This is a genomic window from Nocardiopsis sp. iso_186, from assembly GCF_056173365.1.
Genome location: NZ_CM149670.1, coordinates 2,284,231 through 2,309,609, shown reverse-complemented (window position 1 = coordinate 2,309,609; position 25,379 = coordinate 2,284,231). Strand labels below are relative to the sequence as shown.

The following is a 25,379-nucleotide window of genomic DNA, read 5'->3' as shown; positions in this document are numbered from 1 at the left end:
CTCGCTCGGACATGGGGATGCCGCAGCAGTAGAGCAGGTCGGCTCGACCGGTGTGCACGTGCTCCAAGACACCGGGAGCCGGTAGGAACGAAGTTGCAAGAAGCGCGTGAAATTTGAGATCGAGAGGAGCAGATGCCATCAGGATCGCCCGGGTTCGGGAATGTTCGACTCGGGTACCGCAGGCCCCGGATTGGAAGAAGGTGGTCCACGGTCACACAACCGCGATCCCCGCGATTCCTTCCTAGCTGTACCTCGGAATGCGGAAGACCGGCAGCAGCCGGTAGGTGGTATTGAACTCTCGGGCCCCAGCGCCAAACGGCGCTGGGGCCCTCGACGTGCGCTCAGGAAAAGAGAAGAAGGAAGAGAAGCGCTTGTCCCGTCCCAATACCGGTGACCGGTTCGACGATGATGACTATCCCGCCTACACCATGGGCCGCGCGGCGGAGATGACCGGCACCACACCGGCGTTTCTGCGCGCTCTGGGCGATGCCCGGCTGATCGAGCCTCTGCGCTCTGAGGGCGGCCACCGCCGCTACTCGCGCTATCAGCTCAAAGTCGCCTCTCGTGCCCGCGATCTCGTTGACGAGGGTATGCCGATCGAGGCGGCCTGCAAGATCATCATCTTGGAGGACCAGTTGGAAGAGGCGTTGCGGATCAACGAGGCACAACGCGCCGACGACCCGCCCGCGCAGTCGTGAGGGTGCGCTGACGCTTTTGTCCCAGCGGCCCGAGGGTCCATCCCCGCGTGCGCGGGGCTCACTCCACGGCCAGGGCGGTGTCGGGGGTCGGTCCATCCCCGCGTGCGCGGGGCTCACGTCACCGGCCCCGGGATGCACCCCGGGGCCCTCGGTCCATCCCCGCGTGCACGGGGCTCACCCGTCAACCGCCTCGACCGGCCTGGCGAAGACCGGTCCATCCCCGCGTGCGCGGGGCTCACTCAGGGCACGCCGGGCAGAGCCCCGGGCGGGGGCGGTCCATCCCCGCGTGCGCGGGGCTCACACGGGTACGCGTTGGGCAGTACGCACGACGACCGGTCCATCCCCGCGTGCGCGGGGCTCACCCTGGACGTTGAAGCCGGTTCAACGTCCAGTTCGGTCCATCCCCGCGTGCGCGGGGCTCACCCACGACAAAAGAGCGCCGCCCAAAAAAACGGCGGTCCATCCCCGCGTGCGCGGGGCTCACTCGATCAGGGCTGGCAGGTCCTCGTCAACGGCCGGTCCATCCCCGCGTGCGCGGGGCTCACAGTTAATGACCTGGCACTTTGCGGCGCGTTATCGTAATGAGATCTGTGGTTTCGGAACCCGGCCGGTCGCGTCAGATGGCCGGATCGGGCCACCGTAGGGAAAGTGCCTACGGCCTTGTCCCCGGAAAGCCTAGCGTTGACGCACGGTCGGTGTACGGGGGATTCGGGGGCCATCGGATGGCGGCGGACGACTGTTTCGGCGGGGAACCCGGGCAGGCAGTGGACCTGGCTCTCTGGGGCAAGGAACGCGGCCTCGACGGCGCCCGTTATCCGCTGCTGCACCACTGCCTGGACACCGCCGCTGCCGCCCTGGTGCTGTGGCGGGAGTACCTCTCCCCCGGCATGCGCGCGAACCTCGCCGCAGCGCTGACCGACCCGGCGGCCCCCGACGAGGACCGCGCGGGACGGACCATCGCCTTCTGGGCCGGGCTGCACGACCTCGGCAAACTGACCCATTCCTTCCAGAGCCAGGCCAAGGGCGTTGACCTGTCGGGGTACCCTCCCGAGCCGGACGGCGGCGAGGCCCGTCCCCACGCCACCGTGAGCGGGCACTGGCTGGCGGTGGCTCTAAAAACCCTCGGCTACGGCACGGGGCACCGCGATCCCGCCCCGCTCGTGGCCCAACTGCTGAGCGGCCACCACGGCCGGTTCGCCGAACACCCCACGATCCACGCCACCGACCCGCTCGCCTCTCTCGGGTTCGCCCCCGGCCCGTGGGAGGAACAGCGACAGGCCCTGCTGGAGACCGTCTTCGCGGCACTCGACCGCCCCGGACAGCCCGACGCGCTGCCCGCCCCGGAAGCCACCGTCATCTGCGGCCTGGTGATCCTCGCCGACTGGCTGGTGAGCCAGCGCGGTTTCGTCCTGGCACGCCTCGCCGACACGGCCGGTGCCGACGGCCCGCCCTCGCCGGCCGCGCACTTCGCGGCGTCGCTACAGCGGGTGCCGCGGCTCCTGGACGAGGCGGGGCTGCGTCCCATCACCGTCGCACCCGCGACGTTCGCGGAATCCTTCCCGTTCATCACCACCCCCAACGGCCTCCAACGGTCACTCGCCGAGCACCTGCCCGCCCTGTGCGGGCAGGGCGGCCTGGTGCTGGTGACCGCCCCCATGGGCGAGGGCAAGACCGAGGCGGCCCTGCACGCGGCCGACCTGCTGGGCGCGGCCACCGGCCGCCCGGGCCGCTACCTCGCGCTGCCCACGATGGCCACCGCCGACCAGATGTACGGCCGGTTGAAGGAGTACGCGAACGCGCGGGCCGAACCGACACCACCGGGCCGACCCTCCACCCTCGCGCTGCTGCACGCCATGGCCTGGCTGAACCCCGAATACGTTCCCGACCACGAACTCCAGGTGTCCACGGTCCTCTCCTCGTCCGGGCCGGGAAGCGCCGACCGGTTCGCGGCCACCGACTGGCTGTTGGGCCCCAAACGCGGCCTCCTCGCGTCGTGGTCGGTGGGCACCGTTGACCAGGCCCTGATGGCGGCCCTGCGCGCCAAACACACCATGCTGCGCCTGTTCGGCCTGGCGCAGAAGGTGGTGATCGTTGACGAGGCGCACGCCGTTGACCCCTACATGCAGGTGCTGCTGGAGCGGTTGCTGCACTGGCTGGGCCGGTTGGGGGTCCCCGTGGTGCTGCTGTCGGCGACGCTGCACCACCGCACGGCCAACTCCCTGGTCAAGGCGTACCTGTCGGGGTGCCCCGGCAAGAAGTGGCGCAGGAGCGACCCTGCGCCGGTGACGGCGCTGTCCTATCCCGGGTGGCTGCACGCCGCACCGTCGCGCGTGGTCACCACCAGCGGGGAACTGGAGCCGGGGCCCATTCCCGCCACCGAACGCGAACCGCTGACCGTGGAGCTCGCGGGCGTCCCCGTGCGCAACGGGCGCGCGGACCGCATCGGCGTCCTGAAGGCGCGGTTGGCGGGTCTGGTGGAGCAGGGCGGCTGTGCTGCCGTCGTGTGCACGACGGTGGCCGACTCCCAGGCCACCGTTGACGCGCTCGCCGAATGGTTCGCCGGACTGGGCGCGCGGGCACCCGAGCTGCGGCTGCTGCACGCGCGCTTCCCCAACCAGCAGCGCACCGCCATCACCGAGGAGATCACCGGCCGGTTCGGCAAGAACGGTCCGGCCAAGGGCCTGCGTCCGGGGCTGCCCGGCCAGCCGCGCGGCTACGTCCTGGTCGCCACCCAGGTCGTCGAGCAGTCACTGGACCTCGATCTGGACCTGCTCATCACCGACATCGCCCCGATCTCCCTGCTGTTGCAGCGGGCCGGGCGGTGCTGGCGCCACCAGCACCTGGGGACCGTCACCCGCCCTGCGTGGGCGGACCGGCCGCGGATGGTGGTGCTGGTGCCCGAGAAAGCCTCGGCCGCCGGGCGGGAGGACGCCGAAGACGGCGCCTTCCCCATGGGGTGGCGCGCGGTCTACCCGGTGTCGCTGCTGAAACGCACCCGCGCGATGCTGCGGCGCCGCGGCACCGATCCCGTGCGCATCCCCGAGGACGTGCAGGCGCTGGTGGACGACGTCTACGACGACGAGACGCTGGCCGCGGACGTGGAGGCCGACGTGGCGGCCGACGACGTCGCGCGGCTGGGCGCGGAGATGGCGCTGCGCACCCTGGCCAAGAACGTCGTGGTGCCCGAGCCGAGGGACATGGGCCGCGACCTCATCGGTATGACGAAGTTCGAGATCGACCTCAGCGAGCACCTGCTGGCCACGCGCTTCGGCGCGGGTTCGGTCCGGGTGCTGTGCTGTTACGTGGACACGCGGGGCGGACGCTGGCTCGATCGCGGGTGCGGCGCGCAGCCGCTGCCGGAGGTCGGGGAGGAGAAGGACGGCTCGTTCTCCAGGAAGCAACTGCGCGCGGTGATGGCGCAGACCATCCCGGTGCGCGCGGACTCCTGGTACGGGCAGGCCCTGCCCGAGGGCAACCGTCCCCCGGACGCGTGGGCGGAGTCCTTCCACCTGCGCGACCTGGTGCTGTTGCCACACCGGGTGAACCCCGACGGCAGCGTCGAGCCCGCCGAGTTGGGCGGCCGGTCGTGGCTGCTGGACCCGCTCAAGGGTCTGGTCGTCGAGAAGTGAACGGCTCCGGCCTGGCCGGGGCGAGGAGTCTCGACGCCGGAGAGTCGGTACCCGGCTGCTCTCCTGGCGATGCCCCGGGCGCCTTGCACGGAATCGGAACGGTCCGAGAAGGTCGGGCGGCAGTGCGCACTCCGGGCAGCCATGGTGCGGATCGTGTCTGCTCGATCCGCACCACGGCTGCCCGCGGGTCAGGCGTCGCGGTCGTGGGGGGCGACGTGGAGTGCTCCGGGCACGAGGATCACCGTCCTTCCTCGGCTGTGGGTCCCTCCTTCCCGGGGCCGTAGTGGTGGACGGTGTCGTTCTCGGGGGGTCGGCCGCCACCCCGGAGCAGCCGGGCCCGCACCAGGTTGGTCGTGGACGCGGTCGCCAGGGCGAGCCCCGCGAGGAGCAGCCCGGCGGTGAACATCCACTCGCGGGAGCCCTCCGGGCCGTAGACGCGGTTGGGTGCGCCGATGTCCACGGCCCGGGTGTCCTGGTCGATCACGCAGGTGGCGCGGTCGGCGCCGTAGAGGTAGACGTCGTCGCGCGGGGCGGCGCCGTCGTCCGCGGTGTAGGTGCCGTAGCAGGTGCAGGACTCGTGTCCGGGGTGCTGGATGCAGGCGAGGCTGGCGGCGGTGAAGGTGCCGGGCGCCCCGTCGGCGGTGGCGGCACGGATTCCGCGGTCGAGGTTGGAGACGGCCAGGTACACCAGGAGCAGCGCGAGCGTCAACAGGGCGAGGTTGAAGGCCGGGGAAGGGCCTCTCCGTCGGCTGCCGGCGCCCGCGCGCTGCCCGGTCATCGTGTCAGCGCCTCGGAGCGGTCGCCGCATCCGCAGGTGGCCGACTCCCGTTCGGCCTTGTTGGGACGGGTGTGCAGGTACATGGCCACGACCATCGGGGCGAACACGATCGCGTTGTAGAAGAGGTGAAGTTCCACCCGCGGGATGACCATCTGGAGGATGCTCATGGGGGCGTCGCCGCCGCCGAGGTTGCGGCCGACCAGTGCCTGCAAAAGCAGGAGCAGGTGCTCGAAGTGGTGCCACACCTGGATTCCGGTGGAGATCTTCCACCAGGTCCGCGAACGGCCGGTGAACCCGGGAAGCAGCATGAACAACCCGATGAGCATGATGAGCGCGTAGCCGTAGTGCATCCACTCGGAGGTGACCAGCCACGGGAAGGGGATGCCGAGGACACCGCGGGCCTCGGGGATCGGCCAGTCGAGGACGTAGACCTGGACCGCCTGGACGATGTGTTCGGCCCAGTGGGCCACCACGATCACCATGAACAGTTGCAGGGCAACGCGGTGGCCGCTGGAGTTGATCCGGTTCAGGCCGCGGCGGTAGCGGCCCGGGGTGGAGGAGGGAGTACGTGTCGCCATGGGGCTGGACTCCTCGGTTCGTCGGTCCGTCGGTTGCGGAGGTGGGGGCCGGGCGGGTTATGAGGTGGAGGGCGCGGGCGCCGCGGGTTCCGCCGGGGCGTCCGCTCCCCCGCCTCGGGAGGCGAACCACGGGGTGACCAGCAGGACCAGGCCGCGCAGCATGCAGGTGATGACCAGCGCGAAGAACAGGCCGAACACCACGTGGAACGACACGAGCAGTCCGTAGACGGCGGCTGTGGTGAAGCCGAAGACCATTTGGTTGCGGTGCTTGGAGGGGGTCGTGCCGGGGTCGGTGATCATGTAGTTGGTGAACAGGATGAAGGCCACCCCGCTCATCGGCAGCAGCGCGGCGACGAGGGCGTGGTCCAGGATCAGCCAGCGCAGGACGGCCTGGGCGGCGAACCCGGTGACCCAGGCCATGATGAGCGGCCAGCGGCCGGTGAGCCGGGCGTTGAGCATGGTGCCGGCCATGAGGATGCCCAGCGGGATGAGCCAGTCGATGGTGCCGGTGGAGTTGTTGGTGAAGTGGTAGGGCGGGGAGATGCCCACCCACGGGAACATCGCCAGCGTGACGGCGATGCCGAGGTTGGAGGGGTTGAGGAAGTGCCGTTTCTTGCCGCGCACCGTGAGCCGGAAGAGGTACTTGCTGCTGACCGCGATGGTGACCGCGAACAGGTAGGGCCACAGCGACTCGTTGCCCCACAGCAGCAGCGCGCAGGCCAGGCCCGCGATGTGCGTGGGCAGCAGGTGGTCGATGAGGCGCTGTCGGCCGCCCGCGTAACCGGGGGTGCGGCCGGCGGCCTTGGCGTCCAGGGTCTCCAGGATCAGGTCGAGGGCGTAGCCCACGAGCACGGCCACGATGGGAGTGATCGGGGACTGCTCGAAGCCGAGGAAGAGGTGGCCGATCACCGTGAAGACGGTGATGGAGGTCGCGAACATGCGCAGCGCCATGATGCGCTTGTCCTTGGGCGGCGCGGCGGCCGCGGGTGGCTCCTGGCCGGGAGGGGCGGGCCGGGCGGCAGGATCATCCGGACGTTCGGTGGCGTGCTGGATCCCGCCCGGTTGAGTCGTCGTCATCGCAGGACCGCCGTTCCGTCATCGTTGAGTTCGACCGTGCTCGGACCGGGGCTCAGTTCGAGTTCGGCCGAGCGGATACCGCCCTCGGTCAGCCACTCGACGGTGACCGGGAGGTCGCCCGTGGCGGGTGCGGCGAGGTAGAGGATGTCGTCGGAGACCCCCACGTGGCCGTTGGCGGGGTAGAGCTGGCGGGTCTGGACGGGTACGTCGTCCCCGGCGGAGACGACCCGCGCCCCGAGGGCGGGACGGTGGGCGTCGCCGACCGCGGCCGGGCGCAGCAGGCGCAGACAGATGCCGGGGGCCGCGTCGGGGGCCTCGTTGATGAGAACCCGGGAGTCCTGCCACTGGTTGGCCAGGACCGCGTCGAGCAGTCCGTCGCCGTTGACGTCGCCGAAGGCGTAGGCGCGGCTGACGTCGGGCTCGGCCAGTCCCAGAGGGGCGGCGAGGTCGGCGTAGCGACCCTCGGGACCGCGCACCCAGAAGGGGTTGGTCTCGCTTCCGGAGACGTCGTCGCCGGTCTGGAAGTTGGTCCAGGCCCACGGGTACTTCAGGAGCTCGTCGTTGCCCATGGCGATCTCCTGGAGCTCTGGCCAGCGGTCGGTGTCCCCCGACAAAAAGCCGGTGGCCTGGAAGAGCTCGTCAACGCCGTCGTTGTTGAAGTCCCCGGCCTTGACGTCCCAGGACCAGCCGCTGCGGGACAGCCCCAACGACTCGCTCTCGTCGTGGTAGGGGATGGTGTCGTCGAGGAGCTCGGAGCCGTCCCCGGTGGGCACGAACGCGAAGTTGCTCTCGTGCAGGGCGTAGGGGGAGGTGATGTTGCTGACCACGATGGTGGGCAGTTCGGCGCCGTCGGTGTAGGTGAAGGCCACCCCCATCCCCTTGAACGACCCGTTGCCCACCACCTTGGACTTGGGCACGGTGATGTCGCGTTCGCCCTTGAGGAGCTTCAGGCGCAGCTGGCCGGGGCTCGAATGGTTGACCAGGAAGCTGTCGTTGCCGAAGTCGTTGCCGAGGTAGATCTCGGGCAGCGCGTCGTCGGTGAGGTCCTGGAACCCGATGGCCAGCGTCCAGGCGGTGGACGCCTTCTCCGGCAGTGCGTCGCTGGCGTCCACCAGTACCGGGACTTCGTCGGCCTCGCCGGTGGGCTCGGTCAGATAGACCTTGTTGGTGCCGGCGTTGCGGGCCAGGCCCATGCTCTGCTGCATCTCCATGCGGGTGTCGTCGTCGGCCTCGGGGTCGAGGACGCGGGCGCCGTCGGGGAAGTAGTTGCCGATCAGGATGTCGAGGTGGCCGTCTCCGTCGAGGTCGCCGACGTTGGCGGCCGTGGAGTTCCACACCTGCACGGGCTCGACCAGCTCGTGGGGGGTGAAGTTCGCGGCGTCGGGGGTCGCGCCGGGACCCTCGGTGTTCATGAACAGCACCGGTGAGCGGCCCCAGTAGTAGACGAGGAGGTCGGTGTCGCCGTCCTCGTCGTAGTCGGCGGGCACACACCCCATGGGCGCCATGGTGTGGTCGTAGGGCAGCCCTTCGGGCAGGAGTTCGACCACCGGGTAGTCGGGGGCGCCGCTGCCGGGGACCGAGCGCAGGGTGACACTGTCGTCGCGCGGGTCGATGAGGCAGGCGTCGGTGGGGCGGCCCATGTCGCGCAGGTCGGTCAGGGCGACTCCGGCGCCCACTGCCGAGATCCAGCCGCGGAAGTGATTCAGGGCCGGGGCGACCTCGCGCTCCGAGCGGGCCCCGGGCGGCTCGGAGTTGAGGTCGAGGACGTCGAAACCGTAAGGGGCGGCGCGCGTCGTCTGCTCGGCCTCACTGAGTGACGGCCGGATGGTCATCAGCCCCATCGTGGTTATGACGGCGAGCGCCACGATGACCGTGGCACCTCGGAACAATAGCCGCATCATTATTCCTAGAACGTAGTCGCGTGTAGTGGTCAACGATCGCCCCGCAGAACCCGTCTCCCCGAAAATGGCGAGGATCGCTTTTTGGGCAGCCCACGGGAGGCACTCTTGACGAAGAGGGGGAATCTTTTCGGCTTGCGTCGGCGATGACCCCGGCCTGATCTCGATCGATCGACTGGATCAGCCAGGAGGCCGATGAAGGAAGAACGACACCAATGGCCGGGAGCCGCACAATTGCACCGCGATAAAAATTGCAGGACGAACAGGTCCGACAAACCCGCTGAAAGGGTGTCCGGCCGCCCGATGGCTTCTCCCGGTCAGCGGGCGGCCGGGCCCTGCCTCAGATGTAGAGGGTGTTGGGCTCCAGGCCGCAGAGCACACGGCCGTAGAGCTCCATGTTGGTGTTGGGGTGCATGATGGCGTGCAGGTTCAGGGTCTGCACGTCACGCTCGATGCGCTGGATGGGAACCGAGCTGTAGATCGAGGAGCCCCCGCTGGCGGTGTTGAGGATGTTGACGGCCTCCTTCGCGCGCTGGCAGGCCGCGCCCAGGTCGAGCCGGATCCGGGCCCGCTCCTCGATCGTCCACTCCTCCCCCGCCCCGGTTTTGGCGTCCACGAGCGACGCCGCCCGGCGCGCGTGGAACTCCGCCTCGTCGATCTTGACGGTGGCTTCGGCGACCTGCAGGTGCGTGATGGGCGCCTCGCTCTGCTTCTCGTAGGAGGTGTAGGTGATCTTGCGCTCCGGAAGCCGTTCGAAGAAGGCGTCCTTCGCCGCTTTGGCCAGCCCCAGCACGGTGGCGCCGACCGTCGTACACGCGATCGGCAGGAACGGCGAGGAGAAGACCTGGGATTCGGCGTTGGCCGGGGAGAGGCTCTGCCCCTGGAGCACCGGTCCCATCGACAGGACGCGCTGTTCGGGGACGAAGACGTCCTTGGCGATCGTGGTCACGCTTCCCGAACCCCGCAGACCGGAGGTGTACCAGTCGTTGACGATCTCCAGGTCGCTGACGGGAAGCGCGACCATGACGGGTTCGTATCCGCCGTCGGGGGTGGCACGGACGGCGGCGTTGGTGTTCCAGTGGCTCTGTTGGGCGCCGGTGTTGAAGGACCACTTGCCGTTGAGTACGACGCCCCCGTCGGTGGGGACCGCGACGGCGCTGGGACTGAGGATCCCGCAGATGCGCACGTCCGGGGTCGAGAAGACCTCGTCCTGCACCTCGTCGGGGAACATGGCGATCGCCCAGGTACTGATTGCCCAGACCCCGGCTGTCCACGAGGTCGAGCCGTCTCCTCTCGCGAGTTCCGCGAGGACTTCGACGACCGTGCCGGCATCGGACTCGTACCCCCCGTAACGCTTGGGCACGCGCATCTTCAGCAGTCCCTGCTCGGTGAGCGCGTTGATGACCTCCTCGGAAAGGCGCCTGTTGTCCTCCGACCAATTCGCGTGCTTGCTCAGCAACGGCACCAGTTCTGTGGCGCGGCGGAGGAGTTCGCCCCGCGACGGCGCTTCGGTGCTCTCCATGTAATCCTCCTGGGAAACGAGCCTCGGGAAGCTCCCCGGCCCCATCACATGACCCTGACACGGCTTCCCGAGGCAACTCATCTTCCTAATTGCGAAATCGCATCCGGCGAACTTAAACGGGGCGCTGACGGAAGAAAAGAATGAGGCAATCGTGAAGAAGGGAACCCCGTCGTTCGGGGGGTACGATCGGCGAAAACAGCGCCTTCTTTCCACGTCCCTCCTGTCGAATCCGTTCTTCGAGGACTTTTCGACCCTCCGGGGAAATCCGGGTGTTTCGCAGGAGCAAACCGGAGGCCGGTGCCGGCCGCCACCATTCGGAGGTTGTTTTGACGACGCGCTGCCCGATCGCCATCGATCGCACCGGAAGGGACATCCACGCCGAGGGGGCGCGAATCCGCGCCCAGGGGCCGGTGGCCGCCGTGGAACTTCCCGGCGGGGTACGGGCCTGGTCGGTGACCGGCCACCGGGCCGTCCGCCAGGCTCTGGGCGACAGACGATTGTCCAAGGACCCGCGCAAGCACTGGACGGCTTTCACCAACGGCGAGATCGGCGAGGAGTTCCCGCTGATCGGCTGGGTCCTGATGGACAATCTGACGACCGCCTACGGGGAGGACCACACGCGGTTGCGCGGACTGACCTCCAAGGCCTTCACCCCGCGCCGCGTCGAGACCATCAGGTCCGATGTGGAGAAGGCGACGGCCGAACTGCTGGACGGGTTGGCGGAGATCGCGCCGGGCCAGGTCGTGGACATCAAATCGGCGTTCGCCCGTCCCCTTCCCGCCCAGGTCATCTGCGACCTGTTCGGGGTGCCGGCCGAGTCGCGGGCCACCGTGCTGCGCGGTGGCGAGGCGAACATCGACACCACCCTCACCCCGGAGGAGGCCGCCGCCAACGTCGAGCAGTGGCATCAGGAGATGCACGAGTTCGTCGAGGCCAAGCGACTGTCCCCCGGTGACGACCTGACCAGCGACCTCATCGAGGCCCAGGAGGGCGGTTCCCGCCTGAACGACTCCGAGATGGTCGGAACGCTGCACCTGTTGCTGGCGACGGGCACCGAACCGGTCATGAACCTGGTGGCCAACGCCGTCCTCGCCCTGCTGACCCGCCCCGACCAGCGCGCAATGGTCAAGGACGGACGCCTCACCTGGCGCGAGGTGATCGAGGAGACGCTGCGCGTCGAGGCACCGGTGGCCCACCTGCCGTTCCGCTTCGCCGTGGAGGACGTCGAGATCGAGGGGGTGACGATCCCCAAGGGCGAACCCGTCCTCATCGGCTTCGCCGCCGCGGGCCGCGACCCCGAACTGCACGGCGACACCGCCGACAGTTTCGACGCGACCCGCACCGACAAGCGACACCTCTCCTTCGGGCACGGGCCCCATCACTGCATCGGTATGTCTTTGGCCTGGTTGGAGGCCGAGACCGCGCTCTCGGCCCTGTTCGAACGCTTCCCCGAGATAACGCTGGCCGTCCCCGCCGAAGAGATCGAACCGCAGGGAACGTTCATCATGAACGGGGTCAACTCCCTGCCGGTGCGGCTCACCCCGGCGGGCGCGGTCGGGTCCTGAGGCGCCGCCGCCCCGTGCGGGACACGGCCCCGCACCTCACCCAACGCGCGAAAGGTGGACAGTCATGAAGGCAGCAGTCGTCCCCGGTGTCAACGCCCCCTGGGGCATCAGCGAGGTGCCCACCCCCTCCCCGGGCCCTGGGGAGGTGCTGATCAGGGTGCGCGCCTGCGGGGTGTGCGCCAACGACGTCTGGTTGACCCGCGGTGTCTTCGACTTTCCCAGTGCCACACCGTCGATCACCGGGCACGAACCGGTGGGGGAGGTCGTCGCACTGGGCGCGGGGGTTGACTCCCGTTCGATCGGTGACCGCGTCGGCACGACGTGGGTGCAGGGCACCTGCGAACGGTGCGACTACTGTCTGCGTCGTCTTCCGGTTGGCGGGCAGGCCGCGATGAACTGCGCCGCACCGGTGCTGACCGGGATCACCGTCCCCGGCGGACACGCCGAATACATGACGGTCCCGGCCGAGGCGACCGTCCGCATCCCCGACGGGGTCCCCTACGAACTCGCGGCCCCCATGATGTGCGCGGGGTACACCGCGTGGAGTGCGCTTCGGGTGGGGGCGCCCACGCCGAGCGACCGGGTCGCCGTCCTGGGGATCGGTGGCCTCGGACACCTGGCCGTGCAGTTCTCCGACGCGTGCGGCTTCGAGACCATCGCCGTCACCGGCTCACCGGACAAGCACGACCTGGCGCGCCAGCTCGGCGCCTCCATGGTGGTGGGCAACGGCGAGGAGCTCCGTGCGGCCGGTGGCGCGGACGTCATCCTCGCGACCGGCAAGTCGCACCGGGCCGCGGCCGACGCCATGCGGGGGTTGCGGGTGAACGGCCGCATGGTGCTCGCCGGTCTCGACCCTTCGGAGGCGTTCACCATCCCCCCGGATGTGCCGTTCTTCGCCCAGGGGCAACGCGTGCTCGGTGCCACGCACGAGGGCCTCGACCATCTCGTCGAAGCCCTCGACTTCGTGGAGTCCGGCAAGGTCACCCCCGTGGTGGAGGTCTTCGCCATGGACCAGGTGGCCGACGCCGTGGAGAGGGTCGCAAAGGGCGAGGTGCGTTTTCGCGCCGTGGTCACCTACTGAAACCAGCCCCCGCGAACCGTCGCGTCCACCGCTACCGGGTAGCGGTGGGCGCGACGCTTTATCAGGTCTGTCGGCCCAGCGGAGTGAGGTCGAGGTAGTTGAGGGTGAACAACAGGTTGTCCAGTCCCCGTGAATACGTCGAATAGGTGTGGAAGACGGTGTCGTCCTCCCGGAGGAAGACGCTGACGCCCGGGAGTTCGTCGCCCCAGACGTCCCACGCGCCGACCGCCTTCTCGTGCTCGGCCCTGGTCCGGAAGTTGATGAGCAGGGGCGCGACGGATTCGTCGAGCGTCACGTGGAAGTCGTAGTTGAAATCGCTTCCGAGGGAGGAGTAGTACGGCAGCTCCCACCCCATGCGGCGCCGGTAGGAGTTGACGCGGTCGTAGGGGCCCCGGGAGACCAGGGCCAGGGTGGTGTCGCGCTCCCACAGGTGGGAGGCATCACCCAGGTCGTTGACGTGGAAGGTGCAGCTGGGGCAGGCACCGTCCCGGTCCGGGATCCACATCAGGTGGTGGACGATCAACTGTCGCCGCCCCTCGAAGAGGTCGAGGAGTCCCGCCGCCCCGTTCGGCCCCTCGAAGACGTAGTCCTTGTCGATCCTGACCATCGGCAGTTCTCGGCGGCGGGCGCTCAGGGCGTCCCTGGCCTCGGTGAGTTCCTTCTCGGCTGCGAGCAGCTCCTTTCGGCTGCTGAGCCACTCCTCCCGCGAAACGACCTTCGGACGTGCGGTCATCGTGCTGTCCCCTCTCCCTTGGTTGGTCACGGCTGCGGCGTCGTGGAGTTGACGTCCTGTTCGAGCCGGTGCGTGTCGTCATGGCGGTCCTCCCCGGCCGGCTGCGGCGCGGGGGCGCCCGGCGGGGTGACCTTGCGCAGCGCCACGAGTGCGAGAACGGCGAGCACGACGGCCAGGACCCCGCTCACGGCAGCGGAGGTGTTGAGGCCGCTCGTGAAGGCTTCCCGCGCGGCGTCGGACAACTGGCCGCCGAGCGGCCCGGACAGCTCGCCGGCCGTGGCCACGGCACCGGCGATGCTCTCGCGTGCGGCGTCGGCGTCACCGGCGGAGACCCCCGCCGGCACCCCCTCCACCATTTGGCTCCGGTAGACGGCCGCGCCGACGCTGCCGAACACCGCCACCCCCAGGGCGATCCCGAAGTCCCCGCTGGTCTGGGACAGGGACGCCGCCGCTCCCGCCTTCGCGGGCGGAGCCGCACCGACGACCAGGTCGGTGATCAGCGCACCGACCAGCCCGATGCCGAAGAAGACGAGGGAGGCGCCGGTGATCAGCAGGGGGAGGCCGCCGGTGCTGGGCACCAGGGCGAGCAGCACGTAGCCGACCGTGGCCAACGCCATTCCGCCCGCGATGACGAAAGCCCTGGGGATCCGCTGCGCGAACGCCGGTGCCAGCAGCGAGCCGGCGACCATGGCGAGGGACGACGGGACCAGCCACATCCCCGCCCACAACGGGGACAGTCCCTCCACCATCTGCAGGTACTGCGTCACCAGGAGCATGTTGCCGCCCTGCGTCGCCACGCTGATCATCAGGATCACGAGGGCGGCGCTGAACGCGAGGCTGGCGAAAAGGCGCAGGTCGATCAGCGGACTGGTCAGCCTGCGCTGCCGCCGCACGAACAGCACACCGACGAGCAGACCCACGAGGGCCGCGGCAAGGGACACCGGTGACGGTCCGCTCTGAGCGGTCTCCTTCATCGCATAGATCAACAGCAGGACGGTGCCCAGTGAGAGCACGACACTGATCAGGTCCAGGGACCCGGCGTCCTTGTCGCGGTACTCGGGCAGCAGGATCGGGGCGGCCACCAGGAGCAGCGCCATGACGGGCACACCGAGCAGGAAGACCGATCCCCACCAGAAGGCTTCGAGGAGTGCCCCTCCGATGACCGGGCCGATCGCGGCGCCCCCCATGAAACAGCTCATCCACACGGAGATGGCCACGGTCCGCTGCTTGGAGTCGCGGAACATGTTGCTGATCAGGGCGAGCGTCGAGGGCATCAGGGTGGCTCCGGCCACCCCCATCAGCGCCCTGGACACGATCAGCATCTCGGCGTTGACCGAATAGGCGGCCAGGACCGAGACCGCGCCGAACGCGGCCCCGCCGATCAGCACCAGCCTGCGCCGTCCGATCCGGTCTCCCAGGGTGCCCATCGTGACCAGGAAGCCGGCCATCATGAAGCCGTAGATATCGCTGATCCACAACTGTTGGAGGCTGCTGGCACCGATGTCCGCGCTCAAGTGCGGCAACGCCAGGTAGATCACGCTGAGGTCCAGGGCGAGCAGCAGCGTGGGCAGGGCCAGCACCGCCAACCCGATCCACTCTTTGCGGCCGGCCCTGGGGGGCGGTTCGGTCGCGGCGTGCTTGTCCATGCGGTTCCTTGTCTCGTCGTATGGCGGCCCCGTAACGGGCCCCCTACAGATACGTCGGAACCGGAACGGGGGTCTCTACATCCCGGCGAACACCGCCGGCGTTTTCTTCGCGCCGGGTGTCGGGGCACGTCCCGAGGGGTCACACCCGGGGGGCGGTCCTCACGAGGGAGGCGACGGTGCGTTCAAGACCGTCGTGCAGGGAGACACGGGGGGACCACCCCGTCAGGGAACGAAACCGCGAAGGGTCCGCTGCCGCGCTGCGGTTGTCCCCAGGGACGACGTGGGCCGGCGGGGGGACGTCGGTCACGGGCACCGGTGGCGACCCCGTGCACTCCCCCACGATCTTTGCAACGGTCTCGAAGGCGCCGCGAAGCGGGACCCCGCGCCCCGTACCGAGCAGCCAGTGCCCGCCGGCCAGCACGTCCGCGTGCTCGACGGCTGCGGCGAAGGCGTCCGCGACGTCGTCCACGAAAAGGAAGTCGCGCCGCACCTCGCTGCCGTGCCACAGGGTGAGCGGCTCTCCCGTCAGTGCGCGTCGGGCCATGGTGGCCAGCACCCCCTTGTCCCCCGGAGGGATCGGGGCAGGCCCGAAGACGGTGGGCAGGCGCAGGGAGACGCCCCGGACGCGACCGTCTGCCGTAGCCGCTTTGAGGAGGCGTTCCGCCTGCTGTTTCTGACGGTCGTACCTGGTCTCCGGGTGGTCCGGCTCGGTTCCGTCGATGCGCTCCTTGGCCACCGGGCCGACCTGGGAGGTGGAGCCGGCGAAGACCACGACCGGTCGCGCACCGTCGGCACCGCGCCAGAAGTCGAGGGTCTCCCGCAGGACGCCGACGTTGATCCGCTCGCTCTCGGCGTCGGTGTCGAGGGCACGCCAGCCGCCGTCGTGGGCGACGAGGTGGATCACCACGTCCGACCCGTGGAGGACGTCGGCGAGGGCACCGGGTGCGGAAAGGTCCGCGGTGCGTGTCTCGATCTCGGCCGGTCCGGTGGGGACCGGTGCGACGGGCCGACGCGCGACGACCCGCAACCGGACGCGGCGTCGGGCCAGTACCGCGGTGATCGCGGAGCCGACCATGCCTGAGGCACCGAGCACGGTGATCAGCGGCAGGGTGTCCCCGGGGGCGCTCATCGGCCGGGAAGGGTCTCGTTGCGGTAGAGCGCCTGCCAGTAGTAGCTCCATGGAACGGCACGGTCGTCGGCGAGGCAGCGCCACCCCGTACCCGGCCGGTAGGCGGCGGTGAACGCGACCGACCGCGCCGCCACGGCCTGGCTGTCGTAGATGTCGATCACGTCGCGGAGCAGTCCCGTGCTCAGGGCGAGCTTGACCACGTCCTCACCCTGGGCATGCCCGTCCAGGCTCTTGTCCAGGTATTTGCCGACGGGGTTGTTGACGTAGAGGTGGTCGCAGTGGGCGTTGACGAGCGCGAGGTAGTTGCGCACCGTGGAGGCGTCCATCTCGGCGAACGAGTCGATGTTGAGGCACAGGTCGAACCGGGTATGGCTCAGGGCCTCCTCAACGGTGTCCACCGGCACGAAGACGATCTTCTCGTACTGCCCGTCGTCGAGCACGCTGCGCAGGTACGCTCTGGCCAGCGCCAAGGAATTGTCCAGGTTGACGATGGTGTAGTCGGCTATGTCGTGGTTGGACATGATGGTGTGGCAGGTCCGGCCGTAGCCGGCCCCGATTTCGAGGACGCGCAGCCCGTCCATCCGCACGCGGCCGGCGATGAAGTCGAGTTCGAGGACCGCCTGGAGGTAGTCCATGCAGACCGTCTGGCCGTTGCACCTCACCGTGATGGGGTCGCCGACTTCGCGGTTGCGGACCCTGTCCAGGCGTTCCCGGTTCTCCGGGCTCAACCGCATGGCCAGGTCGTAGATCAGGCTCTTGAGGTAGCGGACCCCGTTGACGCTCGGGTCCCACAGCGCCAGCTTGAAGTTGACGGCGCTGGACTTGAACCGCGCGAGGTCGGTCACGGCGCTGTCGGTCACGCGGGTCTCGTTGTTGAACTCCCAGAGGAGGCTGCGTCCGTACTTGTCGTTCACTGTGTCCCGTCCTTGCACCGTCAGCCCGCCCGTGGGGAGAGCCGCTGCTGTTCTGTACGGCATTTCGCGTACTGCGGAAGCAACCCGGCCGACAGGGCCTCGGCGAGGGTGGGCGCGACCGAGTCCCGTTGGGACAGAACCGGGTCGATGCCGTCGGGGATCGGAAGTCCGAGACCGGGGTCCACGGGCGCAAGCGCCAGTTCGTGCTGCGGCCGGTACTCGCCGGAAAGGATGTAGGCCATCAGGGTGTCGTCCTCCAGCGCGGCGAAGGCGTGCCCGACCCCCACCGGCAGGAAGACCGCACGGTGGTCGCGCCGGTCGAGGACCACCGAATCCCAGAGGCCGAACGTGGGGGACCCGACCCGCAGATCCACCACCATGTCGAGTGCCCTGCCCTGGGGGCAGTGCACGTACTTCGCCGATCCCGGCGGGGTCGCGGTGTAGTGCACTCCGCGTACGACCCCCCGCCGGGAGACGCTGTAACTCGTCTGGGCGACGGGAAACAGGGGGTGTCCCAGTGCGGAGGCGAAGACCGATTCCTGGAACGGTGAGACGAAAAGGCCGCGGTCGTCGGGAAACTCATCGGGGGTGAACTCGAAAGCGCCCTCGACCCGCAGTTCTCGTACGCGCATACTCTTTCCCCGTCCTCACTCCATGCTCTCTTCGGCCGTGGACGACGCCGCACCGGTGCCGGCGACGGGGTGCGGTGCCGTGGGGTTGCTGCTCACACCACGTGCACGTGCGGGACGTAGAGGATCCAGCGGCCCCCCGCACCGCGGAAACCCTGCTCCTTGCGCATGATCTCCTCCGCGTGGTTCCACGCGAACAACAGCGCGTAGTCGGGGTAGGAGTCGCGAAACGCCTCGACCGGCCGTACCGGGATGTGGGTCCCCGGCGTCACCCGGCCCTGTTTGGCCGGAGTCGTGTCGCAGACGTAGGAGACCAGTTCGGGGCCGATGCCGCAGAAGTTGGCGACGGTGGCGCTCTTGGCCGTGGCACCGTAGGCGACCACCGAACGCCCCTGGTCGCGCAGATCGTGGAGCACGGTGCGGAGGTCGGCGCGCACCCGCTCGACCCGGTCGGCGAAGTCCCGCAGGACGATCGGGTCGGCGAGGCCGCGTACGCGCTCCTCGTCGATCAGTCTGGCGACGGCCGCGTCGGGCTCCCGCTTTCCCGCCCGGGCGATGGTGTAGCGGAGTTCCCCTCCGTGGACGGGGAGGCGTTCGACGTTGACCAGCTCGAATCCGAAGGCCGCGGCCATGGCCTGGACGGAGCGGGCCGTGAAGAAGAAGAAATGCTCGTCGTAGATCTGGTCGAAGGAGGTCTTCTCGACGATGTCGCCCAGGTAGGGGTCTTCGAAGACGAACACCCCGTGCTCGCCGAGCAGGGCGTCGATTCCCCTGAAGATCGATTCGATGTAGGGGATGTGGCAGATGGTGTTGGCGGCGTAGACGACGTCGGCCGGCCCCTCCGTGGAACGGACCTGCACTGCTGTGCGCTCCTCGAAGAACTCGGTGCTCACCCGGAGCCCCTTGTCCCGGGCGGCCTGGGCGACCTTGCCCGACGGTTCGAATCCCAGGTGGCGGACACCCGCGTCGTGGATCGTCCGCAGCATGACGCCGTCGTTGCAGCCGATCTCGACGACGAAGGGGTCGGTCCGGGTGGCCGTGTGTTCGAGAAGACGCCGTGCCGTGTCCTCGAAGTGGGAGCGCATCACCGAGGAGCCGGACGAGTAGTACGGGTAGTCCTCGTGGAACATCTTCTCCCGGTTGACCGGCTCGATCAGCTGCACCATGGTGCACGATCCGCACACCCCGACCGCCAACCGGTAGAAGTACTCGTCCTCGGTTGCCCCGGGGGCCAAAAAACAGTCGGAGAGAGGCTGACGCCCCAGGTCGAGGAAGCTGGTGACCTGCCCGCCACACACGTGGCAGAGGACGTGCTCGACTCCGGGACCGGACTGTTCAGCCATGCTCGTTTCCCCTTGCTCTCGGGTTGGATCGAAAAAGGCGGCCTGTGGGTCACAGGCCGGCGAGCACCTCTCTCAGGGCGCTGATCACCGCGTCCTGCCGGTCCCGCGACAGCCCGGGGTACATGGGGAGCGAGAAGATCTCACCGGCGAGGCGCTCCGTCACCGGAAGCGATCCCTTCGCGTAACCGAGGTGGTCGAAACCGCTCATGGTGTGGACCGGCCAGGGGTAGCTGATATTGAGCGCGATGTCGTGCTCTCTGAGCCGTTCGATGACGGTGTCCCGCTGGGGGTGGCGCACCACGTAGACGTAGTGGACGTGGTCGTTGCCGTCGGCCGTGGCGGGCAGCACCAGGCCCTCCTGGTCGCCGAGGCCCTCGGCGTAGCGGCGGGCGACCGCGCGGCGCCCCGCGATGTAGTCGTCCAACCTGCCGAGCTTGCGGCGCAGGATCTCCGCCTGTAGTTCGTCCAGCCTGCTGTTGTGCCCGGGGGTGCGGACCACGTAGTATTGGTCCTCCATGCCGTAGTAGCGGAGCCGGCGCAGCGCGGCGTCGGTGGCGTCGTCGTCGGTGACGACTGCCCCGCCGTCGCCGTAGGCGCCCAGCACCTTGGTGGGGTAGAAGGAGAAAGCGGCCGCGTCCCCCATGCTTCCGGCCATACGGCCGTGATGGCGGGCGCCATGGGCCTGGGCGCAGTCCTCCAGGATCGCGAGGCCGTGCTCGGCCGCGAGGGAGCGCAACGGCTGCATCTCGACGCACTGCCCGTACAGGTGCACCGGTACGAGGGCCTTCGTGCGCGGCGTGATCGCGTCGGCGACCTGGGCGGTGTCCATGAGGTAGTCGTCTTCGCGCACATCGACGAACACGGGGGTGGCCCCGGTGGCGTCGATCGCGACGACGGTGGGCGCTGCCGTGTTGGAGACCGTGACGACCTCGTCCCCCTCGCCGACCCCCAACGCCTGCAGACCGAGTTTGATGGCGTTGGTCCCGTTGTTGACGCCTACGCAGTGAGTGGCTCCGTGGTAGGCCGCGAAGTCCTCCTCGAAGGAGCGCACACTCTTGCCGAGCACCAGTTGCCCGGACTCGAAAACCGTTTCGACCGCGTCGAGCAGGTCCGCGCGTTCCCGCTTGTACTCGGCCAGGTAGTCCCACACACGTATAACCATGTTCACCTTCCCACCGCATGAATGACGGGGCGAAACGGCACCGGGAGGCTCTTCGCGCTGCTCCGCTGCCTGCTTCTTTCAGGGTTGCAGCCGGCCCGACGGGGCCGCGTCTCGTGGATTGCTGCGTCGCGCCGTTGCGGGCACGGACCGCTCACCCACCGGACGGGAGGCCCGTGCGCTGACGTAGTCGTTGTCGTGGTCCAGCCCCAGGGCCTGGCCGCTGAGGTAGTCGACGCCGTTGACATAGGTGTAGGGCTGCATGAACCAGCCGGCGCGTACGTCGCGGTAGAGCCGCGCGAGGGGGTGGCCCCCCGAATAGGCGGCCCCGCCGACCACGGTGAGGCAGTCGTTGACGATGGCCAGCGCCATGTGGTTGACCGTCATCTTGGCGCACTGGAACGGGGTCATCATGCGCCTGCCGCGTTCGGCGGGGTCGTTGACGATCCCCTCGGCGACCGCGTCGGCCTCGGCGAGGGCGGAGGCGGCGGTGACGCGCAGTGCGTACAGGCGGGCTTCGATCTCCGCGACGAGGGTGCGCACGGCCGCCGGCGGATGTGCTCTCCTGCCGCGGCACTCGGCCACCGCGATGTCGCGCGCGGCCTGGGCGACTCCGACGTAGATCCCCAGCATCGTGATGGAACTGACGGTCTGCCCGGCCAGGACCGCGTCGTCGCGTGCGCCGACCGCGGTACGGACCACGACCCGCTCGTCTGGCACCGGACAGCGGTCGAAGGCGACGTCCACCGTGCCGGAGGCCCGCATCCCCAGTCCGTCCCAGGTGTCGATGACGGAGAACCCGGGGGTGTCGCGGGTGAGGACGGGGGCGGCGAGTGCCGTCGGCTCACCCTCCACCTGCCGCTGGGCGTGGATGACGAAGTGGGTGCCGATCGGGGCGAGGGTCACCAGCGTCTTGCGGCCGGACAGCAGCCATCCGCCTGATCCGTCGGGAACCAGCCTGGTGACGGCGGACGGATGGTCCTTGACCGCTCCGCACACGACCGCCTCTCCGGTGGCCATCGAACGCAGGAGGCGTTCGGCGGCCATTCGCGCGGGAGCCGTCCCGTGCCGCCATTCGTAGGCCAGGGTGAGGCCGCGGCTGAACTGGACGTGGAGGGCGAGTGCGGTCGAGGCGTCGGCGTGCGCGACCGCCAGGAGCGCGAGGGCGACGTCGCCGAGCAGGCCGACCCCCAGACCTCCGAGTTGCGCGGGCACGGTCGCGCCCATCACTCCGTTGCGCCTGAACGTGTCGAAGGTGTCGAAGGGAAAAGAACCGTGGTGGTCGTTGTGCTGTGCGCTGTCCCGGATCTGCGGGAGGACGCCGTCGATCAGGGCGAGCAGTGCTTTGCCTTCCGGCGTGACCGGTGCGCCCGTCCCTGCGGGGGCCGTCGGCCGTGCGGTGGGTGTCGGCATCGTGTACTCCGCCTTCCTCTCGCGGCAATCCCGCGCCTTACGAGGGGGCCGGGCCAAAAGGCCGACCCCCTCGGCGACCGCGCTTCGTCGGCTCATCACCGAGAGTCGCACGGCCGTCCCGGCGGCCGCGTCTCCCCGATTGCGATGCCGTGGAAAGCGGAGGGCTCACGGCCGTCGCAGCAGGTGGCGGGCGGACACAGGAGCAACGGCGGTCGGGCCGAGCAGCGGGGAGGCGCGTCACATCTCCAGGCCGGAACCGTCCATGAGCGGACGGACCTCCACTCTGGCGAGCCGGGCGTCGGGGATGCGGGCGGCCACTTCGACGGCGCGCTCCAGGCTGTCGCAGGCGACGAGGTCGTAGCCGGCCAGGTGCTCCTTGGACTCACCGAACGGACCGTCGGTGGTGATGGGGGCACCGTCTCGGACCTGGACCGTCTTGGTGTTCGAGGGGTCCGCGAGGACCGATCCCCCCAGCCATTCACCGGACTCGGTGAGTTCTCTGATCAGTTCGGCGTGCTCGGGACCGAGGCGGTCCCGCTCCTCCGGTGACAGCGCCTCCCAGGTCGCGGGGTTGCTGTAGATGAGCAACATGTACTTCATGGCGTCCCCTAGCGGTCGTGGGGCCTCCGGGCGAAGCCCCATGTCAGGAGTCGAACCGGACGCCACGCGTTCGACGTGCCCGGTCCCGGTCCACCGGGCGAGGCGGTGGACCGCGATCGCCGCAGGGACGGCTACGGAAGCCGGATGGACATGGCGTGCCGGAAGACGTTCCCGGGATCGTAGCGCTTCTTGATCTTCTGCAACCGGGGATAGTTGTCGTTGTAGTAGATCTGCGGCCAGGAGACCCCCGAGGTGTTCCAGTCGGGGTCGGCGACATCGATGTCGGGGTAGTTGATGTAGCAGCCGGCGTTGACCTCGCCGGGAACAGGGACCCCGCCCGTCTCCGCGTAGACGTCGCGATAGAAGTCGCGGAGCCAGGCGATGTGGGTGTCGTCCTCGTCGGCGTCCTGCCAGTTCCCCGTGCTGTAAACGGCCTTGAGGATCGAATCGCGCTGGGCCACCGCGCTGGCCGTGGCGGATACGGCGTTCACCTGCCCGCCGTATCCCGCAAGACTGAGGTGGGCGGCCGGATTGGTGTAGTCCCCGTCGCTGAGGTGCCGCCAGATCGCGGCGATCTGCGCGGAGGTGTAGCCCTTGCGCAGCTCGGCGGCCTTGTGCTTGTAGCGTCCCCCCGGCTCCTCCGGCCAGTTCTGCGGACTCAACCAGGCGATGACCTGGCGGCTGTCCACAACGGGGGTGACGCCGACCCTGGCGGTGACCGCCTCGACGTGCTCGGCGAGCAGCGCCTCGGCGTCGGGGAGGGCGTCGTCGATGACCGCGATCATTCCCATGGTGCCGGCGGAGCGGTGGCTGGCGAGCAGGATGCTCCACAGCGGGGTGAAGGGCGAGTCAGGGGCGCTGTTGTCCTCGGCCCAGGTGCAGAAGTCGCGGAACAGGGCGGTGAAGGACGTCTCGTCCATGTCGTCCCACGGCCACATGATCGTGTGCCTGCGCATACGCGCGGGGGCTTTCGGCAGCAGCCGGGCGGGGGCCGAGGAGTTCACTCCCGGCGTGCGCAGCCAGAACCGCGTCACCACACCGAAGTTGCCGCCGCCTCCGCCGACGTGCGCCCACCACAGATCCCTGTGCGGGTCGTTCTCCTCCCGGGTCGCGATGACGGCGCCGGCACGGCCCGTCTCGTCGACGACCACGACCTCGACCGCGTACAGATGGTCGGCGACCAGGCCGTAGCGTCGCGACAGGTGCCCGTATCCCCCGCCCAGCACGTGCCCGCCCGCGCCGACCTCGAAGCACGCCCCTCCCGGAACGGTGACCCCCCATCCCGTGAACAGCGTCCGGTACACGTGCCCCAGGGTCGCGCCCGCGCCCACGGCGAAGGCCCCGACCTTCTTGTCGTAGAAGACATCGGCCATCGGGGAGACGTCCACGACGACCTGGACATCGGACGAGGTGGTGAAGTCCTCGAAGCAGTGCCCCCCGCTGCGCACGACGATCCGCTTCCCGCCCGCCACCGCGGTGGTGACCGCGTCCACCACCTGCTGGGTCGTGCCGACCATGTGGACGGATTCGGGACGGCCCGCGAAACGGTAGTTGTGGCCGCCCAGCAGGCTCTCGTAACGGGGGTCGTCGGGAGTGATCGCGACCGGGCCGAACACCGGGCCGCAGGCCGCGCCCGAGCGGACGGGCTGGGCGGCGACGGCCGGAGCGAACGCGGTCGCTCCCAGCGCCGCCCCTCCCACGAGCGCTCCGGTGAGAAACCCTCGGCGTTGCACATCGGTCACTTGCCTGCCTCCTGGGCTGTGGGGGGATCGGTGCCGAACGGCACGGGAGAGAGCACGGTGTCGGGGCGGTAAACGGCCGGGCTAGCCACGCAGGGAGCGGGTGAACGCGCGAAGGTCGTCGACCAGGGACTCGGGGCGCTCCATCGCGGCGAAGTGCCCGCCCCGGTCGAACTCGGTCCAGCGGGTCAGCGAAGGGAGGATCTGCTCGGCGAACCTGCGGACCGGGCGCACCGCGTCGAAGGGGTAGGACGCGACCCCGACCGGCATGGCCAGCGGCCAGGGCCCTCCCCACGTTCGCGCGAAAGCGGCGTCCCCGCGGGCGGACTCGTAGTACAGCTGCGCGCTGGGGCCGGCCGTCTTGGTGAACCAGTAGATCGCGACGTTGGTCAGCAGGTGGTCGCGGTCCACCGCGTCCTCGGGGGACTTGGCGGAGTCGGTCCACTCCCAGAACTTCTCGACGATCCAGGCGAGCTGGCCGATCGGGGAGTCGGTGAGGCCGTAGGCGAGGGTCTGCGGCCGGGTGGACTGGATCTTCTGCCACCCCATGCCGTCCTGGACGAACCGGGCCGTGAAGCCGAGCCGTTCCTGGTCGGCGCCGCTGAGGCCGGCCAGGGCCGCGGAGTCGTCGGGCGGAAACGCCGCCAGCATGTTGACGTGCACTCCGGCGACGTGCTCGGGGTCGGCCAGTCCGAGTTCCAGGGAGATCACCGAGCCCCAGTCGCCGCCCTGGGCGACGTAGCGTTCATAGCCCAGACGGCTCATGAGCGCGGCCCACGCGCGGGCGACCCGCCGCACGTCCCAGCCGGCTTGGACGGTGGGGCCGGAGAAACCGTAACCGGGGATGGCGGGGACGACCACGTGGAAGGCGTCGGCGGGATCCCCGCCGTGGGCCCTCGGGTCAACCAGTGGACCGATCACCGAGAGGAACTCCGCGACCGAGCCGGGCCAACCGTGGGTGAGGATCACCGGCATGGCGTCGGGTTCGGGGGAACGGACGTGCAGCAGGTGCACGTTCTCCCCGTCGATCTCGGTGGTGAACTGGGGAAACGCGTTGAGTCTGCGCTCGGCCGCCCGCCAGTCGAAACCGCTGCGCCAGTATTCGGCCAGCTCCTTGGCATACTCCAGCGGGGTTCCGCGTTCCCAACCGGCTCCCAGTGACCCGTCGGGCCAGCGGGCGGTGGCGAGCCTGCGGTGAAGATCGTCGAGTTCGGCCTGGGGGATGTCGATACGGAAGGGACGCATCGG

Annotated in this window: 20 protein-coding genes and 1 CRISPR repeat array; of the genes, 4 read left to right on the top strand and 16 right to left on the bottom strand. The window is 69.4% G+C overall.

All coding sequences use genetic code 11. The annotated features are described in order from the left end of the window. Window positions 1-371: 371 nt before the first annotated feature. Both AC0VYP_RS10275 and cas3 read left to right on the top strand, forming a co-directional pair. The gene (locus tag AC0VYP_RS10275; RefSeq protein WP_285761553.1) at window positions 372-698 is read left to right on the top strand and encodes a helix-turn-helix domain-containing protein; all 327 of its coding nucleotides are present in this window, start codon (window positions 372-374) and stop codon (window positions 696-698) included. A gap of 33 nt (window positions 699-731) precedes the next feature. After that, window positions 732-1,243: a CRISPR direct-repeat array (repeat unit 29 nt; unit sequence CGGTCCATCCCCGCGTGCGCGGGGCTCAC). Between the two features lie 177 nt (window positions 1,244-1,420). Further along, window positions 1,421-4,327 (top strand): CRISPR-associated helicase Cas3', encoded by a 2,907-nt coding sequence (gene cas3 / locus AC0VYP_RS10270; protein ID WP_475473693.1) that lies wholly within the window; start codon window positions 1,421-1,423, stop codon window positions 4,325-4,327. Window positions 4,328-4,565: 238 nt separating this feature from the next. Here the strand turns inward: cas3 and AC0VYP_RS10265 are convergent, their stop codons facing one another. From AC0VYP_RS10265 to AC0VYP_RS10245, 5 genes are all read right to left on the bottom strand, one after another. Next, complete coding sequence (locus tag AC0VYP_RS10265; RefSeq protein ID WP_285760174.1) at window positions 4,566-5,105, bottom strand: hypothetical protein; 540 nt, start codon at window positions 5,103-5,105, stop codon at window positions 4,566-4,568. After that, window positions 5,102-5,683, bottom strand: coding sequence for a hypothetical protein (locus AC0VYP_RS10260; RefSeq protein ID WP_475473691.1), 582 nt, complete (start codon window positions 5,681-5,683; stop codon window positions 5,102-5,104). Before AC0VYP_RS10260 ends, AC0VYP_RS10265 begins: the two co-directional genes overlap by 4 nt. Window positions 5,684-5,740: 57 nt before the next feature. Further along, on the bottom strand, window positions 5,741-6,760 hold the full coding sequence (locus AC0VYP_RS10255; protein ID WP_475473689.1) for an enediyne biosynthesis protein UnbU: 1,020 nt from the start codon (window positions 6,758-6,760) through the stop codon (window positions 5,741-5,743). Further along, complete coding sequence (locus AC0VYP_RS10250) at window positions 6,757-8,661, bottom strand: FG-GAP repeat domain-containing protein (protein ID WP_475473687.1); 1,905 nt, start codon at window positions 8,659-8,661, stop codon at window positions 6,757-6,759. The genes AC0VYP_RS10255 and AC0VYP_RS10250 overlap by 4 nt, the downstream gene beginning before the upstream one ends. Before the next feature lie 337 nt (window positions 8,662-8,998). After that, on the bottom strand, window positions 8,999-10,180 hold the full coding sequence (locus tag AC0VYP_RS10245; RefSeq protein WP_475473685.1) for an acyl-CoA dehydrogenase family protein: 1,182 nt from the start codon (window positions 10,178-10,180) through the stop codon (window positions 8,999-9,001). Window positions 10,181-10,506: 326 nt separating this feature from the next. Here AC0VYP_RS10245 and AC0VYP_RS10240 point away from each other — a divergent pair, with 326 nt between their 5' ends. After that, the gene (locus AC0VYP_RS10240; RefSeq protein ID WP_475473683.1) at window positions 10,507-11,745 is read left to right on the top strand and encodes a cytochrome P450 family protein; all 1,239 of its coding nucleotides are present in this window, start codon (window positions 10,507-10,509) and stop codon (window positions 11,743-11,745) included. 64 nt (window positions 11,746-11,809) lie between these two features. Beyond that, window positions 11,810-12,826, top strand: coding sequence for an alcohol dehydrogenase catalytic domain-containing protein (locus AC0VYP_RS10235; protein WP_285760180.1), 1,017 nt, complete (start codon window positions 11,810-11,812; stop codon window positions 12,824-12,826). A 61-nt stretch (window positions 12,827-12,887) separates the two neighbouring features. On the opposite strand, the gene AC0VYP_RS10230 is transcribed toward AC0VYP_RS10235, so the two are convergent. The 11 genes from AC0VYP_RS10230 to AC0VYP_RS10180 all read right to left on the bottom strand — a co-directional run bounded on the left by AC0VYP_RS10230 (window position 12,888) and on the right by AC0VYP_RS10180 (window position 25,376). After that, window positions 12,888-13,559: a DUF899 domain-containing protein gene (locus AC0VYP_RS10230; protein ID WP_475473682.1), complete on the bottom strand. Its 672-nt coding sequence runs from the start codon at window positions 13,557-13,559 to the stop codon at window positions 12,888-12,890. Window positions 13,560-13,585: 26 nt separating this feature from the next. Continuing rightward, a complete protein-coding gene (locus tag AC0VYP_RS10225) occupies window positions 13,586-15,205 on the bottom strand; it encodes an MFS transporter (protein ID WP_475473680.1) in 1,620 nt (539 codons plus the stop codon). A gap of 139 nt (window positions 15,206-15,344) precedes the next feature. Further along, the gene (locus AC0VYP_RS10220; RefSeq protein WP_475473678.1) at window positions 15,345-16,334 is read right to left on the bottom strand and encodes an NAD-dependent epimerase/dehydratase family protein; all 990 of its coding nucleotides are present in this window, start codon (window positions 16,332-16,334) and stop codon (window positions 15,345-15,347) included. Further along, window positions 16,331-17,248: a putative sugar O-methyltransferase gene (locus AC0VYP_RS10215; protein WP_475473677.1), complete on the bottom strand. Its 918-nt coding sequence runs from the start codon at window positions 17,246-17,248 to the stop codon at window positions 16,331-16,333. Before AC0VYP_RS10215 ends, AC0VYP_RS10220 begins: the two co-directional genes overlap by 4 nt. Before the next feature lie 20 nt (window positions 17,249-17,268). Beyond that, window positions 17,269-17,880: a dTDP-4-dehydrorhamnose 3,5-epimerase family protein gene (locus AC0VYP_RS10210; RefSeq protein ID WP_285760185.1), complete on the bottom strand. Its 612-nt coding sequence runs from the start codon at window positions 17,878-17,880 to the stop codon at window positions 17,269-17,271. A gap of 92 nt (window positions 17,881-17,972) precedes the next feature. After that, window positions 17,973-19,220 (bottom strand): methyltransferase domain-containing protein, encoded by a 1,248-nt coding sequence (locus AC0VYP_RS10205; RefSeq protein WP_475473676.1) that lies wholly within the window; start codon window positions 19,218-19,220, stop codon window positions 17,973-17,975. A 49-nt stretch (window positions 19,221-19,269) separates the two neighbouring features. Further along, the gene (locus AC0VYP_RS10200; RefSeq protein ID WP_475473674.1) at window positions 19,270-20,382 is read right to left on the bottom strand and encodes a DegT/DnrJ/EryC1/StrS family aminotransferase; all 1,113 of its coding nucleotides are present in this window, start codon (window positions 20,380-20,382) and stop codon (window positions 19,270-19,272) included. A 78-nt stretch (window positions 20,383-20,460) separates the two neighbouring features. Continuing rightward, window positions 20,461-21,792: an acyl-CoA dehydrogenase family protein gene (locus AC0VYP_RS10195; RefSeq protein ID WP_475473673.1), complete on the bottom strand. Its 1,332-nt coding sequence runs from the start codon at window positions 21,790-21,792 to the stop codon at window positions 20,461-20,463. A gap of 237 nt (window positions 21,793-22,029) precedes the next feature. After that, window positions 22,030-22,392, bottom strand: a complete 363-nt coding sequence (locus tag AC0VYP_RS10190) for a YciI family protein (RefSeq protein ID WP_285760189.1) — start codon at window positions 22,390-22,392, stop codon at window positions 22,030-22,032. A gap of 131 nt (window positions 22,393-22,523) precedes the next feature. After that, window positions 22,524-24,134, bottom strand: a complete 1,611-nt coding sequence (locus AC0VYP_RS10185) for an FAD-binding oxidoreductase (protein ID WP_285760190.1) — start codon at window positions 24,132-24,134, stop codon at window positions 22,524-22,526. Window positions 24,135-24,215: 81 nt separating this feature from the next. Next, window positions 24,216-25,376 carry an epoxide hydrolase family protein gene (locus AC0VYP_RS10180; RefSeq protein ID WP_285760191.1) on the bottom strand — a complete coding sequence of 387 codons (1,161 nt, stop codon included), beginning with the start codon at window positions 25,374-25,376 and terminating at the stop codon, window positions 24,216-24,218. Window positions 25,377-25,379 lie beyond the last annotated feature (3 nt).

Bases quoted from the DNA above. Each gene is read 5' to 3' on its own strand.
- AC0VYP_RS10190 (WP_285760189.1), bottom strand. From the start codon at position 22,392: ATGAAGTACATGTTGCTCATCTACAGCAACCCCGCGACCTGGGAGGCG.
- AC0VYP_RS10205 (WP_475473676.1), bottom strand. From the start codon at position 19,220: ATGGCTGAACAGTCCGGTCCCGGAGTCGAGCACGTCCTCTGCCACGTG.
- AC0VYP_RS10225 (WP_475473680.1), bottom strand. From the start codon at position 15,205: ATGGACAAGCACGCCGCGACCGAACCGCCCCCCAGGGCCGGCCGCAAA.
- AC0VYP_RS10260 (WP_475473691.1), bottom strand. From the start codon at position 5,683: ATGGCGACACGTACTCCCTCCTCCACCCCGGGCCGCTACCGCCGCGGC.
- AC0VYP_RS10250 (WP_475473687.1), bottom strand. From the start codon at position 8,661: ATGATGCGGCTATTGTTCCGAGGTGCCACGGTCATCGTGGCGCTCGCC.
- AC0VYP_RS10255 (WP_475473689.1), bottom strand. From the start codon at position 6,760: ATGACGACGACTCAACCGGGCGGGATCCAGCACGCCACCGAACGTCCG.
- AC0VYP_RS10245 (WP_475473685.1), bottom strand. From the start codon at position 10,180: ATGGAGAGCACCGAAGCGCCGTCGCGGGGCGAACTCCTCCGCCGCGCC.
- AC0VYP_RS10210 (WP_285760185.1), bottom strand. From the start codon at position 17,880: ATGCGCGTACGAGAACTGCGGGTCGAGGGCGCTTTCGAGTTCACCCCC.
- AC0VYP_RS10235 (WP_285760180.1), top strand. From the start codon at position 11,810: ATGAAGGCAGCAGTCGTCCCCGGTGTCAACGCCCCCTGGGGCATCAGC.
- AC0VYP_RS10220 (WP_475473678.1), bottom strand. From the start codon at position 16,334: ATGAGCGCCCCCGGGGACACCCTGCCGCTGATCACCGTGCTCGGTGCC.
- cas3 (WP_475473693.1), top strand. From the start codon at position 1,421: ATGGCGGCGGACGACTGTTTCGGCGGGGAACCCGGGCAGGCAGTGGAC.
- AC0VYP_RS10195 (WP_475473673.1), bottom strand. From the start codon at position 21,792: ATGCCGACACCCACCGCACGGCCGACGGCCCCCGCAGGGACGGGCGCA.
- AC0VYP_RS10200 (WP_475473674.1), bottom strand. From the start codon at position 20,382: ATGGTTATACGTGTGTGGGACTACCTGGCCGAGTACAAGCGGGAACGC.
- AC0VYP_RS10180 (WP_285760191.1), bottom strand. From the start codon at position 25,376: ATGCGTCCCTTCCGTATCGACATCCCCCAGGCCGAACTCGACGATCTT.
- AC0VYP_RS10265 (WP_285760174.1), bottom strand. From the start codon at position 5,105: ATGACCGGGCAGCGCGCGGGCGCCGGCAGCCGACGGAGAGGCCCTTCC.
- AC0VYP_RS10230 (WP_475473682.1), bottom strand. From the start codon at position 13,559: ATGACCGCACGTCCGAAGGTCGTTTCGCGGGAGGAGTGGCTCAGCAGC.